This window comes from Microbacterium meiriae (assembly GCF_040686935.1).
In the GTDB taxonomy this organism is placed as follows: Bacteria; Actinomycetota; Actinomycetes; order Actinomycetales; family Microbacteriaceae; genus Microbacterium; species Microbacterium meiriae.
In genome coordinates this window covers 67,721-94,498 of the sequence record NZ_JBFBMF010000006.1, presented here as the reverse complement: position 1 = coordinate 94,498, position 26,778 = coordinate 67,721, and the positions used below count along the sequence as shown (strand labels likewise).

Below are 26,778 nucleotides of genomic sequence, written 5' to 3'. Positions count from 1 at the left end.
GCCGGCGAGGTGGAGCAGGAGGCCGAGCCCCACCACGACGAGGCCCACGCCTTGGGCGAACCGCGGGGGACGAGGATCCTCCAGTTCGACGGGCGTCCCCGGCGCCGCATTCGGCGTCCCGGCGCACGACACCCGGCCGCTCGACGGCACGGTGCCGCCGGCCGAGGGCACCCCGACCGCGACGAAGGAGAAGTCGCGCGGCGGCACCCGCGTCGCGGCGTTCATCGTCGCAGCCGCCCTCGTCGGCGGCGTCGCCGGCTTCGGCGGAGGCGCGTTGCTCACCGGGCTGCAGGACTCCCCGTCCTCCGGCACGGCGCAGGGACCGCAGACCGTCACGGTCAACAACCCCGGCTCGGTCAACGAGACCACCGCGGTCGCGACCGAGGCGCTTCCCTCCGTCGTCACCATCGAGGTGGCCGGGTCGCAGGAGGCCGGCAGCGGCTCCGGCGTCATCATCAGCAAGGACGGCTACGTCCTCACCAACACCCACGTCGTGACCCTCGGCGGCGCGGCGGCTGATCCGACGATCCGCGTCACGACCTCCGACGGCCGCATCTACGAGGCGACCGTGGTCGGCACCGACCCGATCTACGACCTCGCGGTGATCAAGCTCACGGACGCCGAGGGCCTGACTCCGATCGAGTTCGCCGACTCGTCGAAGCTCAACGTCGGCGATACCGCCGTGGCGCTCGGCGCCCCGCTGGGCCTGGCCAACTCGGTCACCACCGGCATCGTGAGCGCGCTGAACCGCAGCATCCAGATCGCCTCCTCCGCGCTGCCCGACTCCTCTTCCGAGGACGCCCCGCAGGAGCAGGCACCGGAGGACGGCCAGGGCGAGGGGCCCTTCCAGTTCGATCTGCCCGGCAACAGCGGGCAGCAGGCCACCGAGTCGATCTCGATCGCCGTGATCCAGACCGACGCGGCGATCAACCACGGCAATTCCGGCGGTGCCCTCGTCAACAGCAAGGGCGAGCTGATCGGCATCAACGTCGCGATCGCGAGCTCGGGCAACTCGGAGGAGTCGGGTTCGATCGGCATCGGCTTCGCCATCCCGTCCAACATCGCCCAGCGCGTCGCCGATGAGATCATCGCCGATGGCGCGGCCACGCACGGCCTCCTGGGTGCCTCGGTCCGCGATGCCTCCGGCGTCGAGGGCGCGACGGTGGCCGGCGCCTACATCGCCGAGGTCACCGACGGGGGCGCCGCCAAGGCCGCCGGTCTCCAGGCCGGTGACGTCGTGACGCGTTTCAACGGCGTCCCGATCACGAGCGCGACCGACCTGACGGCGCAGGTGCGCGCAGCGGCCGCCGACAGCAAGGCCGACGTGACCTACGTCCGCGACGGCAAGGAGAGCGACATCGAGGTGACGCTCGGCACGCTCGCCGGCTGATCCCCACGTCAGAGAAGGACGCCACCTGCGCGATAGGCTCGCCGGGTGGCGTCCTTCTCTTTCGGCACCGGCAACGCGGCCAAGCTGCTCCGGATCCCGCTGTACGCCCTCGGCCGTCTCGGCACCCTTCTCGTGCCGCGCGGTCCGCGCTGGGTCTTCGGATGCGGCGCCGGCGTCGGGGACGGCGCCCTCGCCCTGCAGCGGTACGCAGCGGAGGCGGGCCATGACACCCTGTGGCTGGCCGGGTCCCCGCGCGAAGCGGCGGACGCCGCGGCCCTCGGTCTGCGGAGCGTGCCACGGGGCGGTCTGCGCGGCTGGTGGGCGACCGCGCGCGCCGGGGTGCTGATCGTGACCCACGGCCTCGGCGACGTGAACCGCTACGGCAACGGCGGCGCGTTCGTGGTGCAGCTCTGGCACGGCATCCCGCTCAAACGCATCGGCCTCGACTCTCCCGCCACGACCCAGGTGCCGGCCGTGCCCGGTGCGCCGGTCCTGCGTCGGCTCGTCGGTTGGATGTACCGGGGTGCCGCGCAGCGCATCCGGGTCCTCCCTGCCGCCTCGCACCGCGCCAGAGCACGCCTCGAGTCCGCGTTCGGGCTGGGCGATGATCGCGTGGTGGTGACCGGGGAGCCGCGCGTCGACGTGCTCTCGAGCGGTTCGCCCGAGGAACGCCGCGCCCATGCACGGGGGCTGCTCGCCGAGGCCGTGGGCGCGATCGGCGACACCGACCGGATCGTCCTCTACGCGCCGACCTGGCGCGACGGCGCTCCCGACCCGTCCGTCCCGACGGCCGAGGAATGGGTGCGGATCATCCGGGTGCTCGAAGACCACGACGCCGTCCTCCTCGTGCGCTCCCACCCCCTCGGCGACGGCAGCTACGCGCCGCCGGTGCCGACGACGCGGGTGCGGGCGCTGCCCAGCACGGTCGTCAGCGATGTGACGCCGGTGCTGCCCGCCGTCGACATCCTCATCACGGACTACTCGTCGCTCGCGTACGACGTGGGGCTCCTCGCCCTGCCGGTCGTCTTCCTCGCACCGGATGTCGCCGAGTACGCCCGCACCCGCGGCTTCTACGGCCGCTTCGAGGAGGTCGCCGCGTCCGGCGTCGCCACGGGGTGGGAAGACGCCCTCGTCCGGCTGGCGTCGCTGCTCGGCGATGCGGCCGCGTTCGACGAGGCCGCCGAGCGTTCCGCTACGCTCAGCGCGGAGATGCACGCGTTCCGTGACGGTCAGAACACTCGTCGGGTATACCGGGCGATCCGTGCGCGGGGGGTCCCCGCGCCGAAGGGAGCAGCATGACGACGGCCCGCATCGATGACACGGCACAGGCGCTGGTCATCGCAGGGACCGGGCAGCGTCCGGAGAGCGCCGAGCTCACCGGACCGCGGGCGCGGGTGAAGGCCCGCCTCACCGGTGGGGGGAAGACCTGGAAGGCGACGTTCGCGCTCCGCGCGTCGCGATGGGGCGGTCCGGAGCTGCCTCTGCCGTCCGGGGAGTACGACCTGCGGATCGACGGCGTCGATCCGGCCGAGCTGCGTCTCGCGCCGGTGCTCCTCCCGGGGGTGCGGATCGCCGTCGACGGTGCCGTCGTCCACATCGCGGCGCCCGTGGACCCCGTGTACGACACCGCCGAGGGGCGTTCCACGCTCGAGGAGCGCTACGTGGCGCAGGCAGGCGGCACCGAGAACGCCGTGTTCTTCGAGAGCTTCTACGGCCGGAGCGTCGGCTGCAACCCGCGCGCCATCGATCGGGAGCTTGCACGGCGCGCGCCGGGAGTGCGCCGGTATTGGAGCGTCGCCGACCTGTCGGTCGAGGTGCCGGACGGAGCGATCGCCGTGATCGAGGGCAGCCCGGAATGGTGGCACGCCCGTGGAGCCGCGCGCCTGCTCGTCGTGAACGACTGGCTGCGACGGCGCTTCGCGCGGAAGCCCGGGCAGAAGGTGCTGCAGACCTGGCACGGCACGCCCCTCAAGCGCCTGGCGCTGCACCGCCCCGGGTTCGATCCCCGGCGGATGGCGGCGGTGGTCAGGGAGTCCCGGCGGTGGGACGTGCTGCTCGCGCAGAACACGTACGCCGCTCGGATCCTGCGCAAGGCTTATGCGTTCTTCGGGCGGCCGATCTGGGTCGACGGCTATCCGCGCAACGATGCGCTGCGTACCGGGGACCCGGTCGCCGTCCGCGCGGCGCTCGGCATCGGGGCCGACGAGCGCGTCCTCCTCTATGCGCCGACCTGGCGCGACGACCGGGCGGAGATGGTCGACTTCGTCGATCCCGAACTCCTCGCGCGGCAGACGAACGCCGTCGTGCTGGTGCGCGGCCACTCGCGCACGCTGGGCGAGGGCAGGGATCGCGCCGGCGCCCGGGTGATCGATGTGACGGGCTACCCCGAGACGTCGCAGCTCCTGCTCGCCGCCGACGCCCTCGTCACGGACTACTCCTCCGTCATGTTCGACTTCTCGGTGACCGGCAAGCCGATGTACTACCTCGTGCCCGACCTCGACCACTACCGCGGTCAGCTCCGCGGCTTCTACTTCGATCTGGCGGAGCGGGCGCCGGGGCCCTTGCTCCGTACGCAGGACGAACTCGTGGCCGCGCTGGAGGATGCGGGGCACCGGGAGAGGTACGCCGAGCGCTATGCCGCCTGGCAGCGGCAGTTCAACACCCTCGACGACGGTCGGGCCGCGCAGCGGGTGGTCGACCGGATCCTCGACCTCGGATTCGTCACGCCGTAGTCGTCGGACGTCAGGGCAGGGGGGTGTTCCGCGTGCCGAGCCGGGACGCGTCCACGGTGTCGCCGGCTCCGCGCAGCACGCCGCCGAGGAAGCCGAGACCCCACGAGAGGTGCATCGTGGGCAGCACGAGGAGCGTCCACAGGCGTTGCCGCACGCCGCCCCCGCCGGGAGCGAGGGCCACGCCGACCACGAGCAGCACGTAGAGCGCGAGCGGGACGTAGACCAGGCACGAGGCGATGAGGGAGGCGGTTCCCGACACCGCACCGGAGAGCTGCAAGGCCCCGAGGACCACGGCGAGCGCGACGAACAGCAGCAGGACCGGCGGCGCGAAGTAACGAAGACCGTTGCGACGACCGAAGCGCCGCACCAGCTCCCCTCGCCAGGCGCCGGTCGCGCGGAACTGCCTGGCCAGGCGCAGCCAGCTCTCGCGGGGCCAGTAGGTCACCGACAGCTCGGGGTCGAACCACACGCGGTGCCCGGCCTGGCGGATGCGCAGGTTCAGCTCCCAGTCCTCGCCGCGGCGGATCGTCTCGTCGAACAGACCGACCTCGTCGAGGACGTCCCGACGGATCACGCCGAGGTAGGCGGACTCCGCCTCTCCTTCGACGCGTCCGCCGTGATACGCCCCGCCGCCGAGGCCGACGGGGGAGTTGTACAGGCGGGCGACGGCCTTCTGGAAGGGCGTCCGGCCCTCGGCGTGCATGACGCCGCCGACGTTGGCGGCCCCCGTGCGCTGCAGGGTCTGCAGGGCCCTGGCCGCGTAGCCGGGAGCGAGCTCGGAGTGGGCGTCGACCCGGATGACCGTGGGGTAGCGGCTGGCCCGGATCGCGGCGTTGAGGCCGACCGGGATGTGCGCGGCCGGGTTGTCCACGAGACGGATCCGGTCGTCGGCCGCGGCCAGTCGGCGGGCGAGGGCGGTGGTGCCGTCCGATGACGGTCCCAGCGCGAGGATGAGCTCGGCGGGGACGCCGACCTCCTGGGCGAGCACCGACGCGACGGCGTGCTCCAGGTAGGCGCGTTCGTTGAGCACCGGCATCACGAAGGACACCCCGGTGACGGGGGTGGGGGATCCGTTGGCTGGCACACGTCGATCATGTCACGCCGCTCCTGCCGCTCTCTCTCAGGCGGGTCCGCCTGTCCGCCGCCGCGGATGCCGGGACAGGACGAACTATCCTGGAGGGATGGGTGCACTGTCTGACGCGAAGAAGGCCTACCGTCTCCTGCAGCGGGCGCTCGCTTCGCGCTCGGCGGTGCAGCGCGTCCGCCGCCGGCTGGCGGATCAGGTGCCGTACCCGGCCGAGCACTTCCAGGTCGCGGTGTACTTCGCGGACGGCGCCGTGAACATGTACCAGATGCGGCAGTGGTACCGCCCGCTGGCCGCGCTCGCCGAGCGGTGGCCCGTCGTGGTGCTGGCACGCCAGGCGACCGGCGCGGAGAAGCTCCTCGAGGAGGACGGCCCGCCCGTCGCCTTCGTGCCGAAGGTGCGCGATCTCGAGCGCTTCCTGGCCACGCAGGACATCCGCGTGGTGCTGTACGTGAACCAGAACACCCGCAACTTCCAGATGTTCCGGTACGGCCGCCGGTGGCACGTGTTCATCAACCACGGCGAGTCCGACAAGATGTACATGACCACGAATCAGTACAAGGCCTACGATTACGCCTTCGTCGCCGGTCAGGCGGCGAGGGACCGGCTGTCGCGGACGCTGTGGGACTACGACGTGGAGAGCCGGACGATCGAGATCGGACGCCCCCAGGCGGACCACTACTCCGGCTCGCTCCCGTACACACCGGACGACCGTCTCGTCGTGCTGTACGCGCCGACCTGGGAGGGAGACCGGCCCAGCGCGCACTACGGCTCCATCGCCTCGCACGGCGAGCGCCTCGTGGCGCGACTCCTCGCGACGGGGGAGCACCGCGTCATCTACCGTCCGCACCCGCGAAGCGGTGTCGTCGACGAGGCCTACGGGGCGGCGCACAGGCGCATCATCGCGGCCATCGCCGCCGCGAACGCGGCCGATCCGACCGCCCAGCACGTGTATGACGACGGTCCGGAGCTCGGATGGCAGCTGGCCGCCGCCGATGTCGCCGTCGTGGACATCTCGGCCATGGTGTACGACCGCCTCGCGGCGGGAAAGCCGCTCATGATCACGCGACCGGTCGACGAGGAGGCCGCCGTCGACACCACCGGCTACCTCTCGGACTGCGAGTGGCTGTCCGCGGAGGCGGCGGACGACATCGTCGCCGAGGTGGAGCGCGTGCGGCAGGACGAGGCGGCCGTCGCGCGGCTGCGGATGTGGGTGCGCCACTACTTCGGCGACACCACCCCCGGTGTCGCGACGCAGAAGTTCCACGCGGCCGTCGACCGTCTCATGGGCGAGTGGGAGCGGTGGCGCGACCGCGAGATCGGCGCCGTCCGCGGTGACGCGGACGATGACGACGACGAAGCCGACGACGAGGACGTATGAGCGGCGACTTCCCGCGCTCCGCCGCGCTCGCACCGCGTCTCGAGGTCGTCGACGCGGCGGGGTCGACGAACGCCGACCTCCGTGGGCATGCGGACGACGCCGACGGCTGGCCGCACCTCTCGGTCCTCCTGACCCGGCACCAGACCGCCGGACGGGGGCGACTGGATCGCCGGTGGGTGGCCCCGGCGGGGTCGGCGCTCGCGGTGAGCGTCCTCCTCCGCGATCTGCCCGCCGAACCCGCGGTGCGAGGCTGGATCCCGCTCGCCGCCGGAGCGGCCATGACCGAGGCCGTCGCCGCGCAGCTGCCCGCCGCCACCGTCGCCCTCAAGTGGCCGAACGACGTCCTCGTCGACGGCCGCAAGATCTGCGGCATCCTCGCCGAGGCGACCCCGCACGCTGTCATCGTCGGCGCGGGGGTCAACACATCCATGACCGCGACGCAGCTTCCGGTGCCCACGGCCACCTCGTTCGCGGTGCACGGCGTGGTCGTCGACGAGGACGAGCTGCTCCACTCCTACCTCTCGGCGCTCGACGGTCACCTGACTGCGCTCACCGCGGCGGACGACGCGATCGCGAGCGGTCTCCATGCGGCGGTCGCCGCACGGTGCGCGACGGTGGGACAGGCCGTGCGGGTCTCGCTCCCCGGCGGCTCCCTCCTCGACGGCACGGCCGTCGGCATCGACGCCGAGGGACGCCTGCGCGTCGAGGCGGAGGGCACCGTGCACGCGGTCTCGGCGGGCGACGTCGTGCACGTCCGCCCCGCGTGAGGCGGGGACACGCCGCCGCACGGACGGTGTTGTCGGCGATCCCGGGCACAATGGGGGTGTGACCCAGCCCGTGACGCTCGGCGGACGCCCGCTGATGCCGCCGCCCGGCACTCCCGCCGAGGAGTTGCTGATCGCGCGCTTCCGTGGCCACGCGCGTCGGCTCTTCTGGTCGGCGCTCGTGCTCATCGCCGTCTTCGGGGCCACCGCCTACTTCTACGGCAACCTGCCGGCCGGCTTCGAGGACTGGATGCTGCTCGCGGCTGCCGGGACCGTCGTCCTCGTCGCCGTCGTGATCCCCTTCATCGTCTGGTACTCCCGGACGACGACGATCACGACCCGTCGCGTCATCGCCGCCCAGGGCCTGGGCGCGCGCAACCGCCGCGAGATGTCGCACGCACGCGGTTACACGATCGGCGTCCGTCGCGGCCCGCTGCAGCGGATGTGGGGCTGCGGGACCATCACGCTCTCGAACGGCGTGGACGCGCCTCTGCGTCTGGTGAACGTGCCGAACGTCACCCTCGTGCACGAGACCCTCGCCGACCAGATCGAGGTCGGTCAGATCCTGGCCCACCGCGACGCCCAGGCGAGCGGCGACGACTTCGCCTGAGCTCGGCCGACGTGCCCGGTCCGTCCGGGGTGCACCTGCGTTCCCCGGGCGCTCGCGCGTGCGGAAGAATGGGCATGACGAATGGAGGCGGCACATGGCGCTGCGCGTGGGCGTGATCGGCGGAGGACAGCTGGCACGGATGATGATCGCTCCGGCGGTCGAGCTCGGTCTCGATCTGCGGGTGCTCGCCGAAGAGGAGGGTATGGCCGCGGGCCTCGCCGCCACAGCGGTGGGTGACTACCGGGACCTCGAGACCGTGCGTGCCTTCGCCGCCGACGTCGACGTCATCACGCTCGACCACGAGCACGTACCGCAGGACGTGCTGCGCGCCCTCGTCGCCGAGGGCGTCGCCGTGCATCCCGGCCCGGATGCGCTCCAGTTCGCCCAGGACAAGCTCGTCATGCGCTCCCGGCTGGCGGAGCTCGGCGTGCCGCAGCCCGAGTGGGCTCCGGTCCGCTCCGCTGACGACCTGCAGCGCTTCCTCGACGAGCACGACGGCGCCGCTGTGGTCAAGACGCCGCGGGGCGGATACGACGGCAAGGGCGTGCGGGTCGTGCGATCCGCCACCGAGGCGCAGGACTGGCTCGATGCGCTGGAAGGCTCCGACGCCCTGCTCGTCGAGGAGCTCGTCCCCTTCGTCCGCGAGCTCGCCCAGCAGGTCGCACGCCGACCCGGGGGAGAGATGATCCCGTATCCGGTCGTCGAGACGGTGCAGCGCGACGGCGTCTGCGCCGAGGTGATCGCCCCGGCGCCCGCGGCGACCGAGCGTCTCGCCGAGGTCGCTGAGGACATCGGCCGTCGTATCGCGGAGGGCCTGGGCGTGACCGGGATGCTCGCGGTCGAGCTCTTCGAGACGGACGACGAGCGCATCCTCGTGAACGAGCTCGCGATGCGACCGCACAACAGCGGACATTGGAGCCAGGACGGAGCCGTCACCGGACAGTTCGAGCAGCATCTGCGTGCCGTGGCGGATCTGCCCCTGGGGAACACCCAGCCCCGCGCGGCCTGGTCGGTCATGGTGAACATCCTCGGCGGCCCGACGGACGGCACTCTCGGAGACCGTTTCGAGGCGGCGATGACCGCGCACCCCGATGCCAAGATCCACACGTATGGCAAGGCGCCGCGGCCCGGCCGCAAGGTGGGGCACGTGAACGTCGCCGGGGACGACCTCGACGACGCGGTGTACGAGGCCAGGGCTGCCGCAGCCGCCTTCGCCTGAGGATTCCCGCGGCGGCACACGGAAAAGACGTGTGCCGCTCGGGGGTTCTCCCAGCGCGAGACCGTAGCCTGATCTGGTGACCGAGCCACTGCACTCCTCCGCCGCTCCTCTGGTCGGCGTCGTCATGGGATCCGACTCCGACTGGCGCGTCATGAGCGACGCGTCCCAAGCGCTCACCGACTTCGGGATCCCGCACGAGGTCGAGGTGGTCTCGGCCCACCGCACGCCGGACAAGCTCATGTCGTACGCGCGGGAGGCGCGGTCTCGTGGCCTGCGCGTCATCATCGCGGGCGCCGGCGGTGCCGCCCACCTGCCCGGCATGCTCGCATCGATGACGGCGCTCCCGGTCATCGGCGTCCCCGTGCCGCTCGCGTACCTGGACGGCATGGACTCCCTGCTGTCGATCGTGCAGATGCCCGCGGGTATCCCGGTCGCGACGGTGTCGATCGGCGGCGCGCGCAACGCCGGCCTGCTCGCGGCGCGGATCCTCGCTGCCGCGGACGACGATCTGGCGGACCGCGTCGAGGCCTACGCCGCCGACCTCGAGGCGCAGGTCGAGGAGAAGAACGATCGGCTGAAGGGCTCGCTGTGACCCTTGCGCCCCCGCGCGCGACACGACGTCCGCTCATCGAGACGCGGCCGCTGCGACACCCGGACCCGGCCGATCCGGGACTCATGTCGAAGCGCGCCTGGTGGCTCGTCGGGCTCAACCTCCTCGTCCCGGGCTCCGCGCAGGTGCTCGCGGGCAATCGCCGCCTGGGCAGGTTCGGACTCGGCGTCACGCTGACGACGTGGGTCCTGGCCGTCGTCGCCCTCGCCCTCGCCCTGTTCGCGCGCCCCGTCTTCCTCTGGCTCACGATCGGCGGCGGCTTCGTGTCGGCGGTACTGCTCACCCTCGTGCAGGTGCTGCTCGTGGGTGTCGTGGTGCTCTGGATCGTCCTCACCTTCGACACGCTCCGGCTCGTCCGTCTGGTCAAGGTCCCCGCGCCGTCGCGCTTCGTCCTCCCGGTCGTCGCCCTCCTCCTGTTGGGGCTGGTCGGCGGCATGACCGGGTACGCGGCCACGGCGGTGGGCTCGGTGCGGGGCAGCGTCGGGGCCATCTTCGGGCAGAGCGGGCCGAGCCTGCCGCCCAGCGACGGCTACTACAACATCCTGCTGCTCGGCGCGGACAGTGGAGACGGTCGCGACTCGATGCGGTTCGACAGCATCTCCGTCGTCTCCGTCAATGCCGAGACCGGCGCGGTCACCATCACCGGCATCCCCCGTGAGCTCCCGCATGCGCCGTTCAGCGACGGCAGCCCGATGCAGGAGCTGTATCCCGACGGCTTCCAGGGACAGGGCTCGTCCACCTGCGGTTGGAACGGCTGGATGAACCATGTGCGCAACGCCGCGGAGGTGTGCCGGGAGGACAAGGGGACCGGGCTCTATCCGGACGCGGAGGCCACGGGCTCGGCACCGGGCATCGAGGCGACCAAGGACGCCGCGGAGGGCGTGCTCGGCATCGAGATCCCGTACTACGTGTTCGTCGACATGCACGGCTTCGCCGACCTCGTGGACGCCCTCGGCGGCGTGGACATCACCGTCACCGAGCGCCTCCCCAAGGGCGGTCCGCCCGAGGGGTGGTCCGGGACCGACGTGAACGAGTGGGCGATCGGGTGGATCGAGCCCGGGCAGCAGCACATGGATGGCGACACCGCGCAGTGGTACGCCCGCTCGCGGTACACGACCAGCGACTGGGACCGCATGAAGCGGCAGCGCGAGCTGCAGGAGGCGATCCTCGCCCAGTTCACGCCGCAGACCGTTCTCACGCGTTTCAACGAGGTGGCTGCCGCGGGCACGGCGCTCATCGACACGGATCTTCCGCAGGGCAAGCTGCCGGAGTTCTTCGATCTCATGCTCAAGGCCAAGGAGCAGCCGGTCCAGACGGTCGAACTGACGCCGGAGAACGGTGTCGACGAGTTCGACCCGAACTACGACTTCATCCACGAGCTCATGCAGCAGAAACTGCATCCGCCGACGGAGACCCCTACCCCCGCCCCGTGAGTCCGCGGGGGACGACGCAGCCCACGGGCGATGTTCCCGGGAACATCGCCCGTGGGCCGTCCGGTGCATGACCGGATTCGCCAGACGACGGTGATCGGAGGGGGAGGGATCACCGTCGTCCAGCCGGCCACCGCACAAGGCGGCGACCTGGCTCAGGCGCGCGTGCGGCGCGCGACTCAGGCGCGCTTGCGGCGCGCGGCTCCGACGGCGACGAGGCCACCACCGGCGACCAGAGCGACGGCGGCGCCGCCGACGATCCACGGCGACACCGATCCGCCGGTGAGGGCGAGCTCCGTGCCGCCCGTGAGCGGCAGCTCGGTCCCGGCGGGAGCAGCGGTGCCGGGGTCGTGGTCGCAGCTGGAGGCGGCGGCGTTCCCGTGCGAGACCGTCACCGTGGCGGTGTATGCCCGAGAACCGGCGAAGTCGAGGGCGTAGGCCCCCTGCCCGTCGGAGGGCGGGCGGAACGTGACCTTCAGGCTGCCGTCGGATGCGGCGGTGTTGCCCGAGATGGCGGCGGCGCCGGCGTTCTGCCCCGAGACGGACACTCCGACGGTCTCCGAGGGCTCGAAGTACCCGGCACCGAAGGCGACGGTCGAGACCTCACAGGTGTCGATGATCGCGTCGCCCACCTTCGCGCCCGGAGGCGAGGGGTAGGAGTCGCTCGGTGCCGCAGAGGCGACGGTCGGCGCGGCCAAGATGAGCGCGCCAGCGGTAAGGCTGATGGCAGCCAGTTTCTTCAGCATGATTTCTCCCCAGAATTTCACGCGGAATCGCCTCCGGACACACCCCTGCGTCCGACTGCGCGAGATCCTCTGCCCCCACGGCAGGTTCACGGACCCCGGTTATTCCCCAGTGAGATGACAGTACCTCATCCGTCGGCGATTGTCACGAGCCGCACTGCAGGGCGTCGCGGGTCAGCTTCGGACCCACGATCAGCGGGGTGTGCTCGACCTCGGTGAGACGTGCTCCGGCGCCGTCGCCCTGGAACTCCACGGTGATCGTCGTGGAGGCGCCGGGGGCGAGGAGCACCTCGTGCTGCACGACGGAGCGATCGCCGATGGTCGTCGTCTGCACGCCCTCTTCCGAGCCGTCCCGGTCGATGTGCGACGGCAGGGCGCCTTCCGGACCGTAGACGGCGATCAGAGTGCGCACGCTGCCGGCCGGCACGCCGTACACGCCGTCGCCGGTGACGTACGGGGGCAGGGAGGTGGCGGCGTCGGCGGGGGCCGTGTTCGACCACGTGACGCGCACCTGGGTCGTCGGCACCTCTGCGCAGGTGCCCACCGCCGTCGCGATGGACGCGCGGGTGTAATAGTCCATCTTCCCGCCGGTGCCGTCGTTCATCAGGACGCCGACCACCGCGGCGTCCTCGTCATCCTGCGGCATGGCGCCGCCGAGCGCGCTGGCGGCGAGGAGCGACTCCTCCGCCTCATGCGCGCTCCAGATCCGGATGCGGCCTTCGCCGGCGGCGTCGGCGAGCGCGCGGACGAGGGCCTGCGGCTCGGCATGGGACAGAGCAGCCGAGAACAGTCCGCCGGCGGCCTGAGCGAAGATCGCGTCCTGAGCCGCGGGATCGGGGATCGCTGCGTAGATCTCGGAGAGGAGCAGGTCAGTCACGGTCTCCGCGGTCGCCGTGAACGGCCCGAAGGACAGGTCTCCGGTGGCCCGCATGAGGTGCGCGGCCACCACGGCGTCCACCGCGATCACCCCGTCGACCTTTCCCCCGTACCGCCCTTCCCACCGGGCGGCGATGGTCTGCCCGGCCTCCCGGAAATCGGGGATGCTGGTGATGTTCTGCAGATAGCGGCCGGGGCGGTCCTCGAAGAGCGCGACGGTGGTGTCGCTGAGCGGGAGCGCCGTGTCCAGCGGGGGGAAGTCGCGCGTCGACGCCTGCCGCTGCAGCGTGACCTTGCCGTTCTCCGCGCGCAGGAGCGCGATCGATCCGATGATGCCGCCCGATGACCGCAGCTCGGCGTTGTTCTGCATCGCGAGCACGTAGGTGCGCGGGCCCTCACCCCCGAGCATGGTCGGCAGCAGGACGGAGGCGCCGTGCAGCGCGCCGACGGCCGTCGCAGCCTGGGTGACGGCCCCGCGCATCTCCCGGACGGCGTCGGCCAGAGGGGGGAGGGTGGCGTCGGCATCGATGCGCCGCGCCCGCTCCTCCGCGGCAGCCAAGGCCGAGCTCGCGGTGCCGAGTGGCTTCTCGACGGTCGCGAAGGGGGCGAGGTCGATCGCCCCGCCCGAGAAGCCGAGGCTCGTGATGTCGACGTCGGCGGCGACGTCGAGCAGCGGACCGAGCGCGTCCGTGGAGACGTCGTCGGCGATCTCGGCGACATCGCTCACCGCGCGGAAGTTGGGCCCGATCCAGGGCAGCACCCCGAAGGCCTGCCAGATCGGGTCCCCCGTCAGCGACCGGGCCGACTCCGCGTTGCGGGAGATGCGGTCGGCGATCGGGGCTGCCCCGTCGAGATCTCCGTCGGCGATGGACTGCTTGAGCTGACTGGTCGCCTTCGCGATCTGCTGCAGGTTGTCGACCGCGCCGATGCCGCGCACCGTGACCCAGCCCAGTGCGAGGACGAGGAGCACGAGGACGAGGCCGACGGTCCACCCGACCCATCGGCGGCGGACGGGAAGGCGACCATCGCTCACCCTGGCATTCAAGCACGGCGAAGCTGCCGGGCGCTCTCCCGATGCTGTGGGAACGCTGAGTAGCGGTGCGGACAGGTGATGCGCTCCCGGGGTCGTCGGCATCCCGCGGTTAGCCTGATCGCATGGGTGCTCGACTGCGTGTTGTTCTGGATCAGCTCGTGCACGTCGTCGACCCCGATCAGGCGGCGGCATCGCGAGATCTCGCCGCCGGGCTCGTCCAGACGGCGCCGCCGAACTGCACGGTCGATGCGATCGTGCCCTCGGGGGCAGAGGTGCCGCTCCGCGGGATCGGAGAAGTGCGCACGCTCGCGGTCGGACGGCGCGAGCTCGCCGCGTCCTGGCAACTCGGCATCGCCCCTGGCGTCGGCGGCGGCCTCATCCACGCGCCGACGCTGCTGGCCCCACTGGTCCGCCACGACCGGGTGCACGACAACGATCAGACCACCGTCACGCTCTGGGACCTGCGGGCCTGGGAGGCGCCGTCTCAGCTGTCGCGCGGCGCCGTCGCCTGGCAACGAGGCATGCTCCGACGTGCCGTGAAACACGCAGATGCCGTGGTCGTTCCGTCCCACTCCATGGCGGAGCGCCTTTCCGGTCTCGCGAAGCTCGGTGACCGCATCCGCGTCATCGCCGGCGCGCCACCTCAGGACCTCCTGCGTCCCGCGGACGTCGCCTCGCGTCGGGACGACCTCGGTGTCCCCGCGGACTACCTCGTCCTCTCCGGGCCGGAGGACGCGCTGGCCGCCGGCTTCCGCGGCGCCGTCGCGGCGAACCTCGACGCCGTGGTGATCGGGGCGGCCGAGGGGGCGGAACCGCGAATCGCCGAGATCGCCGCCGCCGCCGGGCTGCCCGAGCGGCGCGCGCACATCCGGGGGACGCTCGAGGTCCCGGATCGCGCCGCCGTCGTCGCCGGGGCCCGCGTCTTCGTGTCGACCGATGCCGTCTCCGGGTGGCCGTGGCGCGCTGTGGAGGCGATGTCGCTCGGCGTCCCCGTGGTCGCCGTGGAGTCCGGGTGTCATCACGACGTCATCGCCGACGGGGGAGCGGTGGTCGCCGAGGAGGAGCTGCCGGAGGCGGTCGAGGACGCGGCGGGCGCCGGAAGGGAGCGCCTGCGCGTGCTCGCCTCCGACCGGTCGCGGGCCTTCTCGTGGGCGAGTGCGGCGGAGCGCGTGTGGAGTCTGCACGCTGACCTCTGAGCACCTGAACGCCAGCTTCGCATCCGCGCGACACGCCGAGAGCTGATCGCGATTCCGTGGCAACAGTGGCATCATCCCGCAACTTCCGTCACACTGGTCACATGTCTCGACGTGCCCCACGCTCTCGAAACACCACGAGGGTCACCCGCCTTCTCGCCTGTTTCCTCGCTGCCTCCGCCCTGGTGATCGGCACGGTGGTCCCCGCCACCGCCGCCTCCGCCGCGACCTCCGTCGCCCCGACCGTCGCGCGCGCCGCCGCCGATCCTGCGCAGACCGGGCTGGCCAAGACCTCCCTTGTCGGGTTCACCCCGGGCAACATCATCAGCGACGCCACCTTCACGAACTCGGGCACCATGACCGAGGCGCAGATCCAGGCTTTCTTCAACAGCAAGGTCTCGCGGTGTCTCGGCGGGCGTGATGAGAACAACGAGGCGATCGTGTGCCTCAAAGACTTCCGGATGGACACCGTCACCCGTCCCGGCGACCAGTACTGCAGCGGGTACTCGGGGGCGGCGAACGAGTCGGCGGCGCGCATCATCTACCGCGTGGCCCAGGCCTGCGACATCAACCCCCAGGTGCTCATCGTCATGCTTCAGAAGGAGCAGGGTCTGGTGACTCACACCTGGCCCAGCGCCTGGCGCTACCGGATCGCGCTCGGACAGGGCTGCCCGGACACCGCACCGTGCGATCCGAACTACATCGGGTTCTTCCATCAGATCTACGGGGCGGCGCGCCAGATGCAGATCTACATGGAAGGCAAGTGGTTCCAGTGGTACGCGCCGGGGCGGACCTGGAACATCCTCTGGCACCCGAACTCCTCGTGCGGTTCGGCGCCCGTCCGGATCGCGAACAAGGCGACGTCGGCGCTCTACTACTACACGCCCTACCAGCCGAATTCGGCGGCGCTCAAGGCGGGCTACGGCAGCGGCAACAGCTGCTCCTCCTACGGCAACCGAAACTTCTACAACTACTTCACGGACTGGTTCGGATCCACGCAGGCCGTGGACCCCCTGTTCGCCATCAACCAGCTCTACACCAAGCTCGGCGGCGCCGGCGGTGTCTTGGGAACGGCGGGCTCGAAGCCCTCCTGCACGGCCTCGACGACCCGATGCACCTGGAACTATGCCAAGGGGCTCATCACCTGGACCCGCGCGCTCGGAGCATTGACGGTCTACGGCGACGTCTACACCGCGTATGCCGCCCAGGGCGGTCTCGGCGGCAAGCTGGGCTATCCGGCCGTGACCCCCAAGGCGGTCACGGATCAGAACGGCAACGGCATCTCCCAGCAGTTCGACAAGGGATGGATCCATTCCTCAGACAAGGGGACGTTCGCGTCGTCGTCCACGGTCATGACGGCCTACAGCGGGGCTGGGTGGTTGCGCGGAACTCTCGGGTGGCCGACGAGCGCTGAGAGCTGCGCATCCGGCCGGTGCCTGCAGACCTTCGCCGGCGGCGTGATCCGGTACGACACCGGGAAGGCCGCCTACGTCGTTCCGCCTGTCGAAGACGCCAACATCCGGGCCGTCTACACGGCACAGGGCGGATCGACGGGCGCCCTCGGCTACGCCGCGGCGGCCACTCAGACCGTGGTCGACCCGAACGGCAACGGCACGGCGCAGCGCTTCGACGGTGGGTGGGTCCATTCCTCCGCCGCGGGCACGTTCGCCTCGTCGACGACGATCATGACCGCCTACAGCAAGGCGGGCTGGGTCCGTGGCGCGTTCGGCTGGCCCACCGGGCCGGAGAAGTGTGCGGGAGACGTCTGCACGCAGCCGTTCCAGCGCGGCGCACTCCAGTACAGGAAGGGCGGGGCGGCCGGCCCCGCGGCGAGCGTCACCAACTCCGCGATCAAGGCGGTGTACGACGCGACGGGCGGCGTGAACGGTCCCCTCGGCTACCCGCTGAAGTCCGTCCAGACGGTGACCGATAAGAACGGCAACGGGTTCGCTCAGCAGTTCGCAGGGGGGTGGATACACTCCAGCGCTCGAGGGACGTTCGCCAGCTCAGCGGCGATCATGTCGCTGTACTCGGCGGCAGGATGGGTCCGCGGCAACCTCGGATGGCCCACCGGCGCGGAGAAGTGCACTGATCTCGGGTGCTCGCAGACCTTCGCCAAGGGCGCCCTGACGGCGCCGAGCGCCGGTTCGGACGGAGCCAAGGTCACCGCGGCGATTCGGACCCTGCACGACGCCATCGGCGGCGCGACGGGGTGGATCGGTGCTCCGGCCGCCCTCGTGCAGCACGTCACGGATCCACAGGGCAACGGCGACGCGCAGAAGTTCGCCAAGGGATGGATCCACTCGTCGGCGAAGGGGACGTTCTCGTCTTCGTCGACCGTCATGGCGGGCTACAGCGCGGCAGGGTGGCTGCGCGGGCCGCTCGGGTGGCCCATCGCGGAGGAGAAGACCGTCACGGACCCGAACGGCAACGGGCTCACCCAGCAGTTCGCCGGCGGCTGGGTGCACTCCTCGGCAGCCGGATCGTTCGCCTCCTCGTCGGCGATCATGTCGGCGTACAGTGCGGCGGGTTGGCTCCGCGGATCACTCGGATGGCCGACCGGCGCGGAGACCGCCGTGACCGACAAGAACGGCAACGGGCTCTCCCAGAAGTTCGCCGGCGGCTGGATCCACTCGTCTTCGCACGGGTCCTTCTCGTCCTCTGCGACGGTGATGAAGGCATACAGCGCCGCCGGCTGGCTCCGGGGTCCGTTGGGCTGGCCGACCGGTCCCGAGACGTGCGTGAACGGCTCGTGCGGGCAGCCGTTCATGGGCGGCTCGATCCGCTACGAGTCGGGCTCGCCTGCGGTCGCGATCCTGACCAATCAGAACGCGGCGATCCAGAAGGCGTATCAGGCCGCCGGTGGTGCCGACGGACCGATGGGCCATCCGCTCGCTGCGCTCCAGACCGTGACCGACAAGAACGGCAACGGCTTCGCCCAGAAGTTCACAGGCGGCTGGATCCACTCGTCCGCGGCGGGCACGTACACGTCGTCCACGGCGGTGATGGATGCCTACAGCGACGCCGGCTGGCTCCGCGGCGCGCTCGGGTGGCCGGCAGGCGCGGAGACGTGCGCGGGGGACGTCTGCCAGCAGGCTTTCGGCGGTGGCACCATCCGCCTCACGGGAACGAAGGACGACGTGTTCCTCACGAACAGGAACGCGGCGATCCAGAATCTCTATACGTCCATGGGCGGTGCGAAGAGTTCGCTCGGCTACGCCTCGTCTCACCTGCAGGTCATCTCGGACCCCAACGGCAACGGCTTCGGGCAGGCCTTCACGGGCGGATGGATCCATTCTTCGGATCGCGGCACGTTCGCGACGTCCGCGGCGATGATGAAGCTCTACAGCGCTCGAGGATGGATTCGCGGAGACCTCGGATGGCCGACCGGCCCGGAGACCTGCACGGCGACCACCTGCACGCAGACCTTCGCCAACGGCACGCTGTCGTTCACCAGGTGAGGAGGAGGCGGTCCGATAGACTGGTGACATGAAGGTACTGCTCACAGGAGCTGACGGATTCATCGGATCGCACCTGGCGGAGCAGCTCGTCAGGGACGGACATGAGGTGCGGGCACTCGTCCTGTACAACTCATTCGACTCGCGCGGATGGCTCGACGGGCTCACCCCCGAGGTGGCCGCGGAGATCGAGTTCCTTCCCGGTGACATCCGCGATCCGGCACTGATGATGTCGGCGGTGCATGATCGTGATGCCGTCCTGCACCTCGCCGCGCTCATCGCGATCCCGTATTCGTACGCAGCGCCGGATCTGTACGTCCAGACGAACATCCAGGGCACGCTCAACCTGCTCAACGCCGCGCGTGCTGCAGGCGTGAGCCGCTTCATCCACACATCGACGAGCGAGGTCTATGGCACCGCGCGGTACGTGCCGATGGACGAGGGTCACCCGCTGCAGGGACAGTCGCCGTATTCGGCGTCCAAGATCGCCGCCGATCAGATGGTCAATGCGTACTACGCCTCTTTCGGTCTGCCGGCGGTGACGATCCGCCCCTTCAACACGTTCGGGCCGCGGCAGTCCGCTCGTGCGGTGATCCCGACGATCATCAGTCAGCTCGCGGCAGGCAAGCGGGAGGTTCAGCTCGGCGCATTGACTCCGACGAGGGACTTCACTTTCGTCCCGGACACCGTGTCCGGCTTCACGACGGCCCTCACCAGTACCGCGGCCGTCGGCGAGGTCGTCAACCTCGGCGTCGGATTCGAGGTCTCCATCGGCGAGACCTTCGATCTCATCGCCGAGGTCATGGGCGTGGACGCCGTCGCCACGGAGGACCCGGCGCGACTGCGCCCGGCGAATTCCGAAGTGGAGCGGCTGTTCTCGGACAACTCGAAGGCCAAGGAGCTCCTCGGCTGGACTCCCCGCTACGACGGCACGGACGGGTTCCGCGAGGGCCTGCGCGTCACGGCAGAGTGGTTCACCGACCCGGTGAACCTGGCCCGATACCGCACCGACGCCTACATCGTATGAACATCGCCGCGGAGATCGTCCACGGGCTGCGACGGGTCGTCGGCGACGACGAGTTCGTCGGTCTGCACATCCCCGACATCACCGACCTCGAGAAGCGGCGTGTGATGGAGTGCCTCGACTCGACCTACGTGTCCAGCGTGGGACGGTTCGTCGGGGAGTTCGAAGACGCCGTCGCCGAGTACACAGGGGCGGGGCACGGCATCGCGGTGTCTAACGGGACCTCGGCGCTGCAGGTCGCGCTGCAGCTCGCGGGCGTCCGTCGCGGAGACGACGTCCTCGTCCCGGCGCTGTCGTTCATCGCCACGGCCAACGCCGTCATGCACGCCGGCGGCCAGCCGTACTTCCTCGACAGCGACGAGGACACTCTCGGCCTCTCGGTCGAGGCAGTGGCGTCCGTGCTCCGGAGTGCGCGGACCGGTTCGGAGGGGCTGATCAATCCCGTCACCGGCAACCGCATCGGCGCGATCGTGCCGATGCACACCCTCGGACATCCGATGCGCATCGGCGAGCTCGTCGCACTCGCGGACGAGTACGGCGTGCCGGTCGTGGAGGACGCGGCGGAATCGCTCGGGAGCCGAGTCGGAGAGAAGCACACCGGCACATTCGGCAGAGTGGGAATACTCAGCTTCAACGGCAACAAGATCCTCACCACGGGCGGCGGCGGGATGATCCTCACCGACGACGACGAGCTCGCGCGACGCGCGAAGCACCTCACCACGACCGCGAAGCGGCCGCACCGGTGGGAGTTCGAGCACGACGAAGTCGCCTTCAACTACCGGATGCCGAACCTCAACGCCGCTCTCGGCGTCGCTCAGCTGGAACGCCTCCCGGCCTTCGTCGACGCCAAACGTCGGCTCGCAGCGCAGTACAGTGCGGTGTTCGCCGCGCTCGACGGCGTCACCTTCCTGGAGGAGCCGCCGGGCACGAGCAGCAACTACTGGCTCTGCGCGATCCGACTCGGTGACGGGGCCGGAACCCGCGACGAGGTGTTGGAAGCGACGAACGCGGCCGGGTTGCAGTGTCGTCCCTTCTGGAACCTGCTTCCGAGCCAGGCCCCGTACCGGGATCTTCCGCACGGCGGCTTCCCGGTGGCGGAGGCTCTGCACACGAGCGTCGTCTGCATCCCCAGCTCCCCGGCCCTGGCCGACGCATGAGGAAGGTCGCCGTCCTCACCGGTACCCGCGCCGACTATGGGCTGTTGCGCGGCCTGCTGCGGCAGATCGTCCGGGACCCCAAACTGGAGCTGCAGCTCCTCGTGACGGGGACGCACCTCCGGGACGAATTCGGGCGAACCGAGCGCGAGATCGAGAAGGACGGATTCCAGATCGCGGCCTCCGTGCCGCTCTGGTCGGGAGACGACAGCCGCATGGCGGTCGCCTCCGACGTCGGTGCCGGACTCCCGCGGTTCGCCGAGGCGCTCAGCGCGCTCGCACCGGATGTGCTCGTCGTTCTCGGCGACCGGCTGGAGGCGTTCGCCGCCGCCACCGCTGCGACGATCCTGTCGATCCCGATCGCCCACATCCACGGCGGTGAGGTGACCGAGGGAGCGATGGACGAGGCGCTCCGGCACTCCATCACGAAGATGTCCTACCTGCACTTCACCTCGACGGAGGATCACCGTCGCCGCGTCATCCAGCTCGGGGAGGAACCGGAGCGGGTGCACTTCCTCGGAGCGCCGATCGTCGACACCCTGGCAGACATGGATGTGCAGCCACGGCCGGAGGTCGAGAGCGAGTTCGGCATCCGACTTCCGCAGCCGACCGCTCTGGTCACCTTCCATCCGGCGGTGATGGACGTCGCGCCGCCGGAGCAGCTCGTCGAGGAGCTGCTCGCCGGGCTCCTCGCCGTGGACGGACTGCACGTCGTGATCACGGGCTCGAACTCCGACATCGGAACGGCCGACGTGCGTGCACGTATCGACACGTTCGTCGCCGAGAACGGCGACCGCGTGGACTTCGTCGAATCGTTCGGTCAGCGTGGTTATCTCAGCGCCATGGCGGCTGCCGCGGTGGTCGCAGGGAACTCGTCCAGCACGGTGCTCGAGGCCCCGGTCCTCGGGATCCCCTCGGTCCTGGTCGGCGATCGGCAGAAGGGACGCCCGTTGTCCCCGAGCATCGCCACGCCGGAGCCGCGGAGGGAGGCCATCGCCGCGGCGCTCCACGCCGCCCTGGAGGGCCGCTCCGGAGCTCCGGAGGCGGCGGTCTTCGGCCGTCCCGGTTTCGCGCAGCGTGCGACGACGGTGCTGCGTCAGAGCGCACTCCCGCGTCCGCCGCGAAAGACCTTCCACGACCTCTTGAAGGAGTCCATCTCATGACCGCACCCGTGTTCGTGATCGCCGAGGCCGGGGTGAACCACAATGGTTCGATCGAGACGGCAGAGGAGCTCGTCGACCTCGCTGCGTCGGCCGGCGCCGATGCGGTGAAGTTCCAGACGTTCTCCGCCGACGACCTCGCGCTCGAGTCGGCCGAGCTGGCCGACTATCAGCGCACCTCCGAGGAGGACCATCGATCGCAACATGATCTGCTGCGGAGGCTCGAGCTGACGCACGACGAATTCCGACGTCTGCGGAATCGCTGCGAGGAGCGCGGCATTCAGTTCCTCTCCACCGCCTTCGACCTGCGGGGACTGGATTTCCTCGTGGACGAGCTGCGGATCCCACTCGTCAAGATCGCCTCCGGCGACCTCACCTTCGCTCCGCTGCTCGTGGCGGCCGGGCGCACCGGCCTGCCGGTCATCCTCTCCACCGGTATGGCGGACATCGCCGAGATCGCCCGCGCGCTGCGCTTCCTCGCCGCCGGGCTCCAGCAGCACGATGGCATGCTGGATCGGGCCGCACGGCTGACGCCCGATGTCCTCGAGGACGCCTGGCGGCGTCGCAACGAGGTCAGGGACTTCGCGGCACACGTCACGATCTTGCACTGCACGACCGAGTATCCCGCGGCCGACTCTCACCTCAACCTGCGGGCGATGCAGACGATCGCCGCGGAGTTCGGACATCGAGTGGGCTACTCGGATCACTCGCTGGGGTCTCTCGCCTCGGTGCTCGCCGTCGGCATGGGCGCGACCGTGCTCGAGAAGCACTTCACCTTCGATGTCACCGCCGAGGGGCCCGACCACGCGGCCTCCCTGGATCCCGACGGTCTTCGCGACTATGTCGCGGATGTGCGCCGCGTGCCCGTCATGCTCGGATCCGCCGAGAAGCGGTGCCAGCCGGTGGAGGAGGGCAACCGGGCGGTCGTCCGACGCAGCCTCGTGGCGGTGCGGGACCTCGCGGCCGGCGAGGTGATCGGCGAAGACGACATCGCCTGCTTCCGTCCGGCATCCGGTCGAACCTCCTTCGATTTCTGGGAGGTCGTCGGGACGACGGCGACGCGGTCCTACACGCGTGGTGATCTCATCGATGCGTGATCTCCTGCTGCTCGGGGCCGGCGGGCACGCCCGGTCCGTCCTCGCCGCGCTGCGCGGCGCGGATGCCGTCGTGAGAGGAGCACTCGCTCCGTCTCCTCCGATGCACCCGCTCGGCATGCCCTACCTCGGCGACGACAGTCTGCTGGCGTCCTTCGACCCGGACGACGTGGCGGTACTCAACGGTCTCGGTCCGGTGGTCGCGCGTGCCCGTCTGCACGCGCTGGCGGTGTCGCTCGGCTTCATGGTCGCCGACGTCATCCACCCGCGTGCCATGGTGGACGCCGGAGCCACCGTGGCGGCGGGTGCGCAGATCTTCGCCGGGGCCATCGTCAACACCGGAGCGGTCATCGGCGCCGGGGCGCTCGTGAACTCGGGAGCGGTCGTCGAGCACGACTCCGTGGTGGGGGATGGCAGCCACATCGCGCCGGGAGCCGTGCTCGCCGGCGGCGTGCGGATCGGCGACGCCGCCCACATCGGGCTCGGCTCGCGGGTCATCGAGGGCGTCACGGTAGGGTCGGGATGTGTGGTGGGGGCGGGAGCGGTGGTGGTCCGCGACGTCCCTGCAGGAACGACGGTCGTCGGTGTCCCGGCACGACCCATCACCGACAGGAGGGTGCCCCGTGACGGTTGATCGACACATGCTCGTCGTCTCACCCGACGCCAGTATCCGGACGGCTCTGGAGCGGATCGACCGAGGGGCGTTGCAAGTGGTCTTCGTGGAGGACGACGGGGGCCGACTGATCGGTGCGTTGAGCGATGGGGACGTCCGCCGCGGTCTCATCGCGGGTTCCGGGCTGGACGACGCCGTGGCGACGGTCATGAACCGGAAGCCGGCGACGGTCGGCCCGGACGCGACGCAGGACGACATCGATGCCCTCAAGGCGCAACGAGGCATCCGTGTGATCGCTGTCGTGGACCCGCGGGGACACATGATCGACATCATCGGCGAGCACGAGCGGATCGGGACGCCACTCGACATCCCCGCCGTCCTGATGGCGGGCGGGCGGGGGCAGCGGTTGTATCCGCTCACCAAGGACATCCCCAAGCCCCTCGTGCCGCTCGGCGAGACACCGATGATCGACATCATCCTGGAGCGGCTGCGCGACCAGGGGTTCCGACGCATCCATGTATCGGTGAACCACCTCGGGCATCTGATCGAGGAGCATCTCGGCGACGGGGCGGCGCACGGTCTCGAGATCAGCTTCCTCCACGAGCCCGCTCCGCTCGGAACCGCCGGGGCGCTCGCGCAGCTTCGAGGCCGCATGCGCACCCCGTTCGTGGTGATGAACTCGGATCTGCTCACACAGGTGGACCTTCGGCGTATGCTCGCCTTCCATCGATCCCTCGGGGCCGCCGCCACGATAGGGGCCCGCGAGTACGGCTTCGAGATCCCCTACGGCGTGATCCGGCGCGACGGCGACAGTGTCGTCGAACTGGCGGAGAAGCCGTATCACAGCGAGCTGGTGAGTGCGGGGATCTACGTCCTGGAGCCCGACGCCCTGGATGCGCTGGGAGAGGACGAGTACTGCGACATGCCCACCCTGTTGGCGCGCCTGATGGACGGCGGCCAGCGGGTCGGGGCGTTCGAGATCCACGAGGAGTGGATCGACGTCGGACGTCCCGAAGACCTCGAGCGCGCCAGGCAGGCGTGGGAACGGAACGGCCGATGAGGATCTGCACGATCACAGTGCGAGCAGGATCGAAGGGTGTCCCGGGGAAGAACCTGCGTGTCGTCGCGGGTCGACCTCTCTTCGGGCACTCGGTCGCGCAGGCGGTGGCGACCGGTCTCTTCGACGAGATCGTCGTCTCCAGCGATTCGGAGGAGATCCTCTCCCAGGCGCCGGCCTTCGGTGCGACGGGCGTGGTCCGCCGCCCTGCGGAGATGGCGACGGACACCGCGGGGAAGGTCCCGGCGATCGCGCACGCCGTGCGCACCACAGAGGAGCGCACGGGGGCTCGATACGACGTCTGCGTCGACCTCGACGCCACAAGTCCCCTGCGGACGATCGACGACATCCGCGACGCGGTCGCGCTGTTCGAGAGGGCGGAGCCGGAGTCGCTCATCACCGGTGCCGAAGCGCGCCGCAATCCGTACTTCAATCTCGTCGAGGAACAGCCGGACGGCACCGTCGCCGTGAGCAAGACCCCGGACGACGCGGTGCTGCGTCGCCAGGACGCGCCCCGCTGTTTCGATATGAACGGCTCCATCTACGTGTGGCGCCGGTCGTCCCTCCTGGACGATCAGGTCGTCTTCTTCCCCTCGACGATCCTCTTCGAGATGCCGGCCGAGCGTTCGATCGACGTCGACAGCGAGTTCGACTTCCGGATCGTGGAATGGCTCATGGGGCAGCGGGGCGACCTGTGAGCCAGGACGCCCGCGACATGGACGCGCGCACATCTCCGGCGGTGCGCGCGCTGCTCGAGCTCGAGGACGGGATGCCGGACAGTCTGCTCGAGGTGTTGCCGGGATCGACGGTGCCCTTCTGGGCGCAGGTGCGAGTGCAGATCGCCTGGGCACTCGCCGAGCAGGACACCGGCAGCGTCGCCGTGACCTCCACATCCACCTGGACACGCGCTGCCGAAGCCCGGCGTGTTCTCCGAGGGTACGTGCCGAGCCGTTGGGACGCCGTGCGTCGTGCACGGCCGCATGACGTCCTCTTCTACGTGTCTGGGGCCACGCTCGCTGCGGAGGGGAATCGAGCGCGCAACTGGCTCGTGGATGACTTCGCCGACGCCACTCCCGGAGCCGTCGTCGTTCAGCTCCGTCCGCTTCCCTCTCCGCTCGGGCCGCCCTCGTTCCGGCCGACCCTGAGCATGGAGGGTTCCGTGGCGCGCTCCCGGTGGCGCGAGCGGGGCAATCCGGTCCCGCCCTCCACCGTCACCAGTGCGATGACCCTGCTCTCGGACTTCGCGCAGCGACTGAGGCAACCTGCGGACGCCTTCGCAGCTATCGGGGCACGCGCCATGCGTGATGCACGGCTCCGTCCGTTCCAGCTCGCCGAGCTCGAGCGCATGCTGGACCGGGTGCGTCCTCGCGTCGTCTTCTACGACAACGGCTCCTACACCTACAACGGCGAGTCGGTCGGGCTGATGAAGGATGCGGGTGCGTATGTCGTGGAACCGCAGCACGGTTGGATCGGGCCGTCCCACGCCGCCTACAACTTCGGTCGGGTCTTCGCCCATCCCACTCTGGCTCGCGCGGTCCCGGACGAGCTGCTGACCTTCGGCGACTACTGGTCCCGCTCGGTCCGCCACCCCGGAGTGGTGACGGCGGTGGGCAAGCCCCATCTCGAACGGTTGGCCGCTTCGGCCCCGGAACGGCGGCCGAAGCGGGTCCTCGTGGTGTCATCGCGCAGCGACCCGGCCGCGACCGACGCCTTCGTGACGACACTGCACGCGTCCGTGGGCGGCGAGTGGGCGGTGGCTTTCCGCCCGCATCCCGGAGAGCGCAGCGACATCGAACAGCGTTACCCGAATACCGCGGCGAATCCCGGGATCGAGATCGATGTGACTCCGGACGTGTACGAGTCCCTGGAGACGACCGCGGTGGTGGTCGGCGAGGCGAGCACCGTGCTTTTCGAGGCGCGTGCCTTCGGCTGCCTCGTGATCCCTCGCGACAGCGCGTTCGCGGAGACCGTCATCGGTGACGCTTTCGGGGAGCGGATCCGCGGAGTGGAGGAGGTCACGGAACGCCTGCGAGGCCTGACGGATGGCGAAGCCCGCGTCGGGGAAGCGGACCCGGACATCTGGGCGCCGGGGGCTGTGGAGACCTACCGGCGCTGGCTCTCGGATCGGGCGGCGACGTGAGCTTCGACGGCCT

General features: G+C 70.4%; 22 protein-coding genes and 1 pseudogene. 19 read left to right on the top strand and 4 right to left on the bottom strand.

Annotated elements, in window-relative coordinates; translation table 11 throughout:
• Positions 1-132: DUF4395 family protein (locus AB0P08_RS16630; RefSeq protein WP_363590596.1), on the bottom strand; the 132-nt coding region annotated here is incomplete at its 3' end.
• Between AB0P08_RS16630 and AB0P08_RS16625 the strand changes: the two are divergent.
• The 3 genes and pseudogenes from AB0P08_RS16625 to AB0P08_RS16615 form a co-directional block, all read left to right on the top strand.
• Positions 98-1,390, top strand: a pseudogene (locus AB0P08_RS16625) (S1C family serine protease); the annotation flags it as partial. The gene AB0P08_RS16630 and the pseudogene AB0P08_RS16625 sit on opposite strands and share 35 nt — an antisense overlap.
• Positions 1,391-1,435: 45 nt before the next feature.
• Positions 1,436-2,689, top strand: coding sequence for a CDP-glycerol glycerophosphotransferase family protein (locus tag AB0P08_RS16620; RefSeq protein WP_363590594.1), 1,254 nt, complete (start codon positions 1,436-1,438; stop codon positions 2,687-2,689).
• Positions 2,686-4,122, top strand: a complete 1,437-nt coding sequence (locus AB0P08_RS16615) for a CDP-glycerol glycerophosphotransferase family protein (protein WP_363590593.1) — start codon at positions 2,686-2,688, stop codon at positions 4,120-4,122. Before AB0P08_RS16620 ends, AB0P08_RS16615 begins: the two co-directional genes overlap by 4 nt.
• 10 nt (positions 4,123-4,132) lie before the next feature.
• Here AB0P08_RS16615 and AB0P08_RS16610 read toward each other — a convergent pair whose 3' ends face one another.
• Positions 4,133-5,158 (bottom strand): glycosyltransferase, encoded by a 1,026-nt coding sequence (locus tag AB0P08_RS16610; RefSeq protein ID WP_187664124.1) that lies wholly within the window; start codon positions 5,156-5,158, stop codon positions 4,133-4,135.
• A gap of 145 nt (positions 5,159-5,303) precedes the next feature.
• Here AB0P08_RS16610 and AB0P08_RS16605 point away from each other — a divergent pair, with 145 nt between their 5' ends.
• The 6 genes from AB0P08_RS16605 (at position 5,304) to AB0P08_RS16580 (ending at position 11,223) form a co-directional block, all read left to right on the top strand.
• On the top strand, positions 5,304-6,587 hold the full coding sequence (locus AB0P08_RS16605; protein WP_363590592.1) for a CDP-glycerol glycerophosphotransferase family protein: 1,284 nt from the start codon (positions 5,304-5,306) through the stop codon (positions 6,585-6,587).
• Positions 6,584-7,354 (top strand): biotin--[acetyl-CoA-carboxylase] ligase, encoded by a 771-nt coding sequence (locus tag AB0P08_RS16600; RefSeq protein ID WP_268777729.1) that lies wholly within the window; start codon positions 6,584-6,586, stop codon positions 7,352-7,354. Before AB0P08_RS16605 ends, AB0P08_RS16600 begins: the two co-directional genes overlap by 4 nt.
• 94 nt (positions 7,355-7,448) lie before the next feature.
• The gene (locus AB0P08_RS16595; RefSeq protein WP_259953269.1) at positions 7,449-7,961 is read left to right on the top strand and encodes a PH domain-containing protein; all 513 of its coding nucleotides are present in this window, start codon (positions 7,449-7,451) and stop codon (positions 7,959-7,961) included.
• Positions 7,962-8,055: 94 nt separating this feature from the next.
• Positions 8,056-9,180: a 5-(carboxyamino)imidazole ribonucleotide synthase gene (locus AB0P08_RS16590; protein WP_363590591.1), complete on the top strand. Its 1,125-nt coding sequence runs from the start codon at positions 8,056-8,058 to the stop codon at positions 9,178-9,180.
• Between the two features lie 124 nt (positions 9,181-9,304).
• Positions 9,305-9,772: a 5-(carboxyamino)imidazole ribonucleotide mutase gene (gene purE / locus AB0P08_RS16585; RefSeq protein WP_187664126.1), complete on the top strand. Its 468-nt coding sequence runs from the start codon at positions 9,305-9,307 to the stop codon at positions 9,770-9,772.
• Positions 9,769-11,223 (top strand): LCP family protein, encoded by a 1,455-nt coding sequence (locus tag AB0P08_RS16580; RefSeq protein WP_292794862.1) that lies wholly within the window; start codon positions 9,769-9,771, stop codon positions 11,221-11,223. The genes purE and AB0P08_RS16580 overlap by 4 nt, the downstream gene beginning before the upstream one ends.
• A 176-nt stretch (positions 11,224-11,399) precedes the next feature.
• On the opposite strand, the gene AB0P08_RS16575 is transcribed toward AB0P08_RS16580, so the two are convergent.
• Entirely contained in the window at positions 11,400-11,966 is a 567-nt protein-coding gene (locus tag AB0P08_RS16575; protein WP_363590590.1) for an LAVTG motif-containing sortase-dependent surface protein, read from the bottom strand.
• Between the two features lie 142 nt (positions 11,967-12,108).
• Entirely contained in the window at positions 12,109-13,872 is a 1,764-nt protein-coding gene (locus tag AB0P08_RS16570) for a DUF4012 domain-containing protein (protein WP_363590589.1), read from the bottom strand.
• 122 nt (positions 13,873-13,994) lie between these two features.
• On the opposite strand from AB0P08_RS16570, the gene AB0P08_RS16565 reads away from it, so the two are divergent.
• The 10 genes from AB0P08_RS16565 (at position 13,995) to AB0P08_RS16520 (ending at position 26,765) form a co-directional block, all read left to right on the top strand.
• Positions 13,995-15,068 (top strand): glycosyltransferase, encoded by a 1,074-nt coding sequence (locus AB0P08_RS16565; protein ID WP_363590588.1) that lies wholly within the window; start codon positions 13,995-13,997, stop codon positions 15,066-15,068.
• A gap of 101 nt (positions 15,069-15,169) precedes the next feature.
• Positions 15,170-18,526, top strand: a complete 3,357-nt coding sequence (locus AB0P08_RS16560) for an LGFP repeat-containing protein (protein WP_363590587.1) — start codon at positions 15,170-15,172, stop codon at positions 18,524-18,526.
• 28 nt (positions 18,527-18,554) lie between these two features.
• The gene (locus tag AB0P08_RS16555) at positions 18,555-19,550 is read left to right on the top strand and encodes a GDP-mannose 4,6-dehydratase (RefSeq protein ID WP_363590586.1); all 996 of its coding nucleotides are present in this window, start codon (positions 18,555-18,557) and stop codon (positions 19,548-19,550) included.
• Positions 19,547-20,704, top strand: a complete 1,158-nt coding sequence (locus tag AB0P08_RS16550; protein WP_363590585.1) for a LegC family aminotransferase — start codon at positions 19,547-19,549, stop codon at positions 20,702-20,704. Before AB0P08_RS16555 ends, AB0P08_RS16550 begins: the two co-directional genes overlap by 4 nt.
• A complete protein-coding gene (gene neuC / locus AB0P08_RS16545; protein ID WP_363590584.1) occupies positions 20,701-21,864 on the top strand; it encodes a UDP-N-acetylglucosamine 2-epimerase in 1,164 nt (387 codons plus the stop codon). Before AB0P08_RS16550 ends, neuC begins: the two co-directional genes overlap by 4 nt.
• Positions 21,861-22,958, top strand: a complete 1,098-nt coding sequence (gene neuB, locus AB0P08_RS16540; RefSeq protein ID WP_363590583.1) for an N-acetylneuraminate synthase — start codon at positions 21,861-21,863, stop codon at positions 22,956-22,958. Before neuC ends, neuB begins: the two co-directional genes overlap by 4 nt.
• On the top strand, positions 22,951-23,589 hold the full coding sequence (locus AB0P08_RS16535) for a NeuD/PglB/VioB family sugar acetyltransferase (RefSeq protein ID WP_363590582.1): 639 nt from the start codon (positions 22,951-22,953) through the stop codon (positions 23,587-23,589). Before neuB ends, AB0P08_RS16535 begins: the two co-directional genes overlap by 8 nt.
• Positions 23,579-24,628 carry a nucleotidyltransferase family protein gene (locus AB0P08_RS16530; RefSeq protein ID WP_363590581.1) on the top strand — a complete coding sequence of 350 codons (1,050 nt, stop codon included), beginning with the start codon at positions 23,579-23,581 and terminating at the stop codon, positions 24,626-24,628. The genes AB0P08_RS16535 and AB0P08_RS16530 overlap by 11 nt, the downstream gene beginning before the upstream one ends.
• Positions 24,625-25,323, top strand: a complete 699-nt coding sequence (locus tag AB0P08_RS16525) for an acylneuraminate cytidylyltransferase family protein (RefSeq protein WP_363590580.1) — start codon at positions 24,625-24,627, stop codon at positions 25,321-25,323. Before AB0P08_RS16530 ends, AB0P08_RS16525 begins: the two co-directional genes overlap by 4 nt.
• The gene (locus AB0P08_RS16520) at positions 25,320-26,765 is read left to right on the top strand and encodes a hypothetical protein (protein ID WP_363590579.1); all 1,446 of its coding nucleotides are present in this window, start codon (positions 25,320-25,322) and stop codon (positions 26,763-26,765) included. The genes AB0P08_RS16525 and AB0P08_RS16520 overlap by 4 nt, the downstream gene beginning before the upstream one ends.
• The last annotated feature ends 13 nt before the right edge of the window (positions 26,766-26,778 follow it).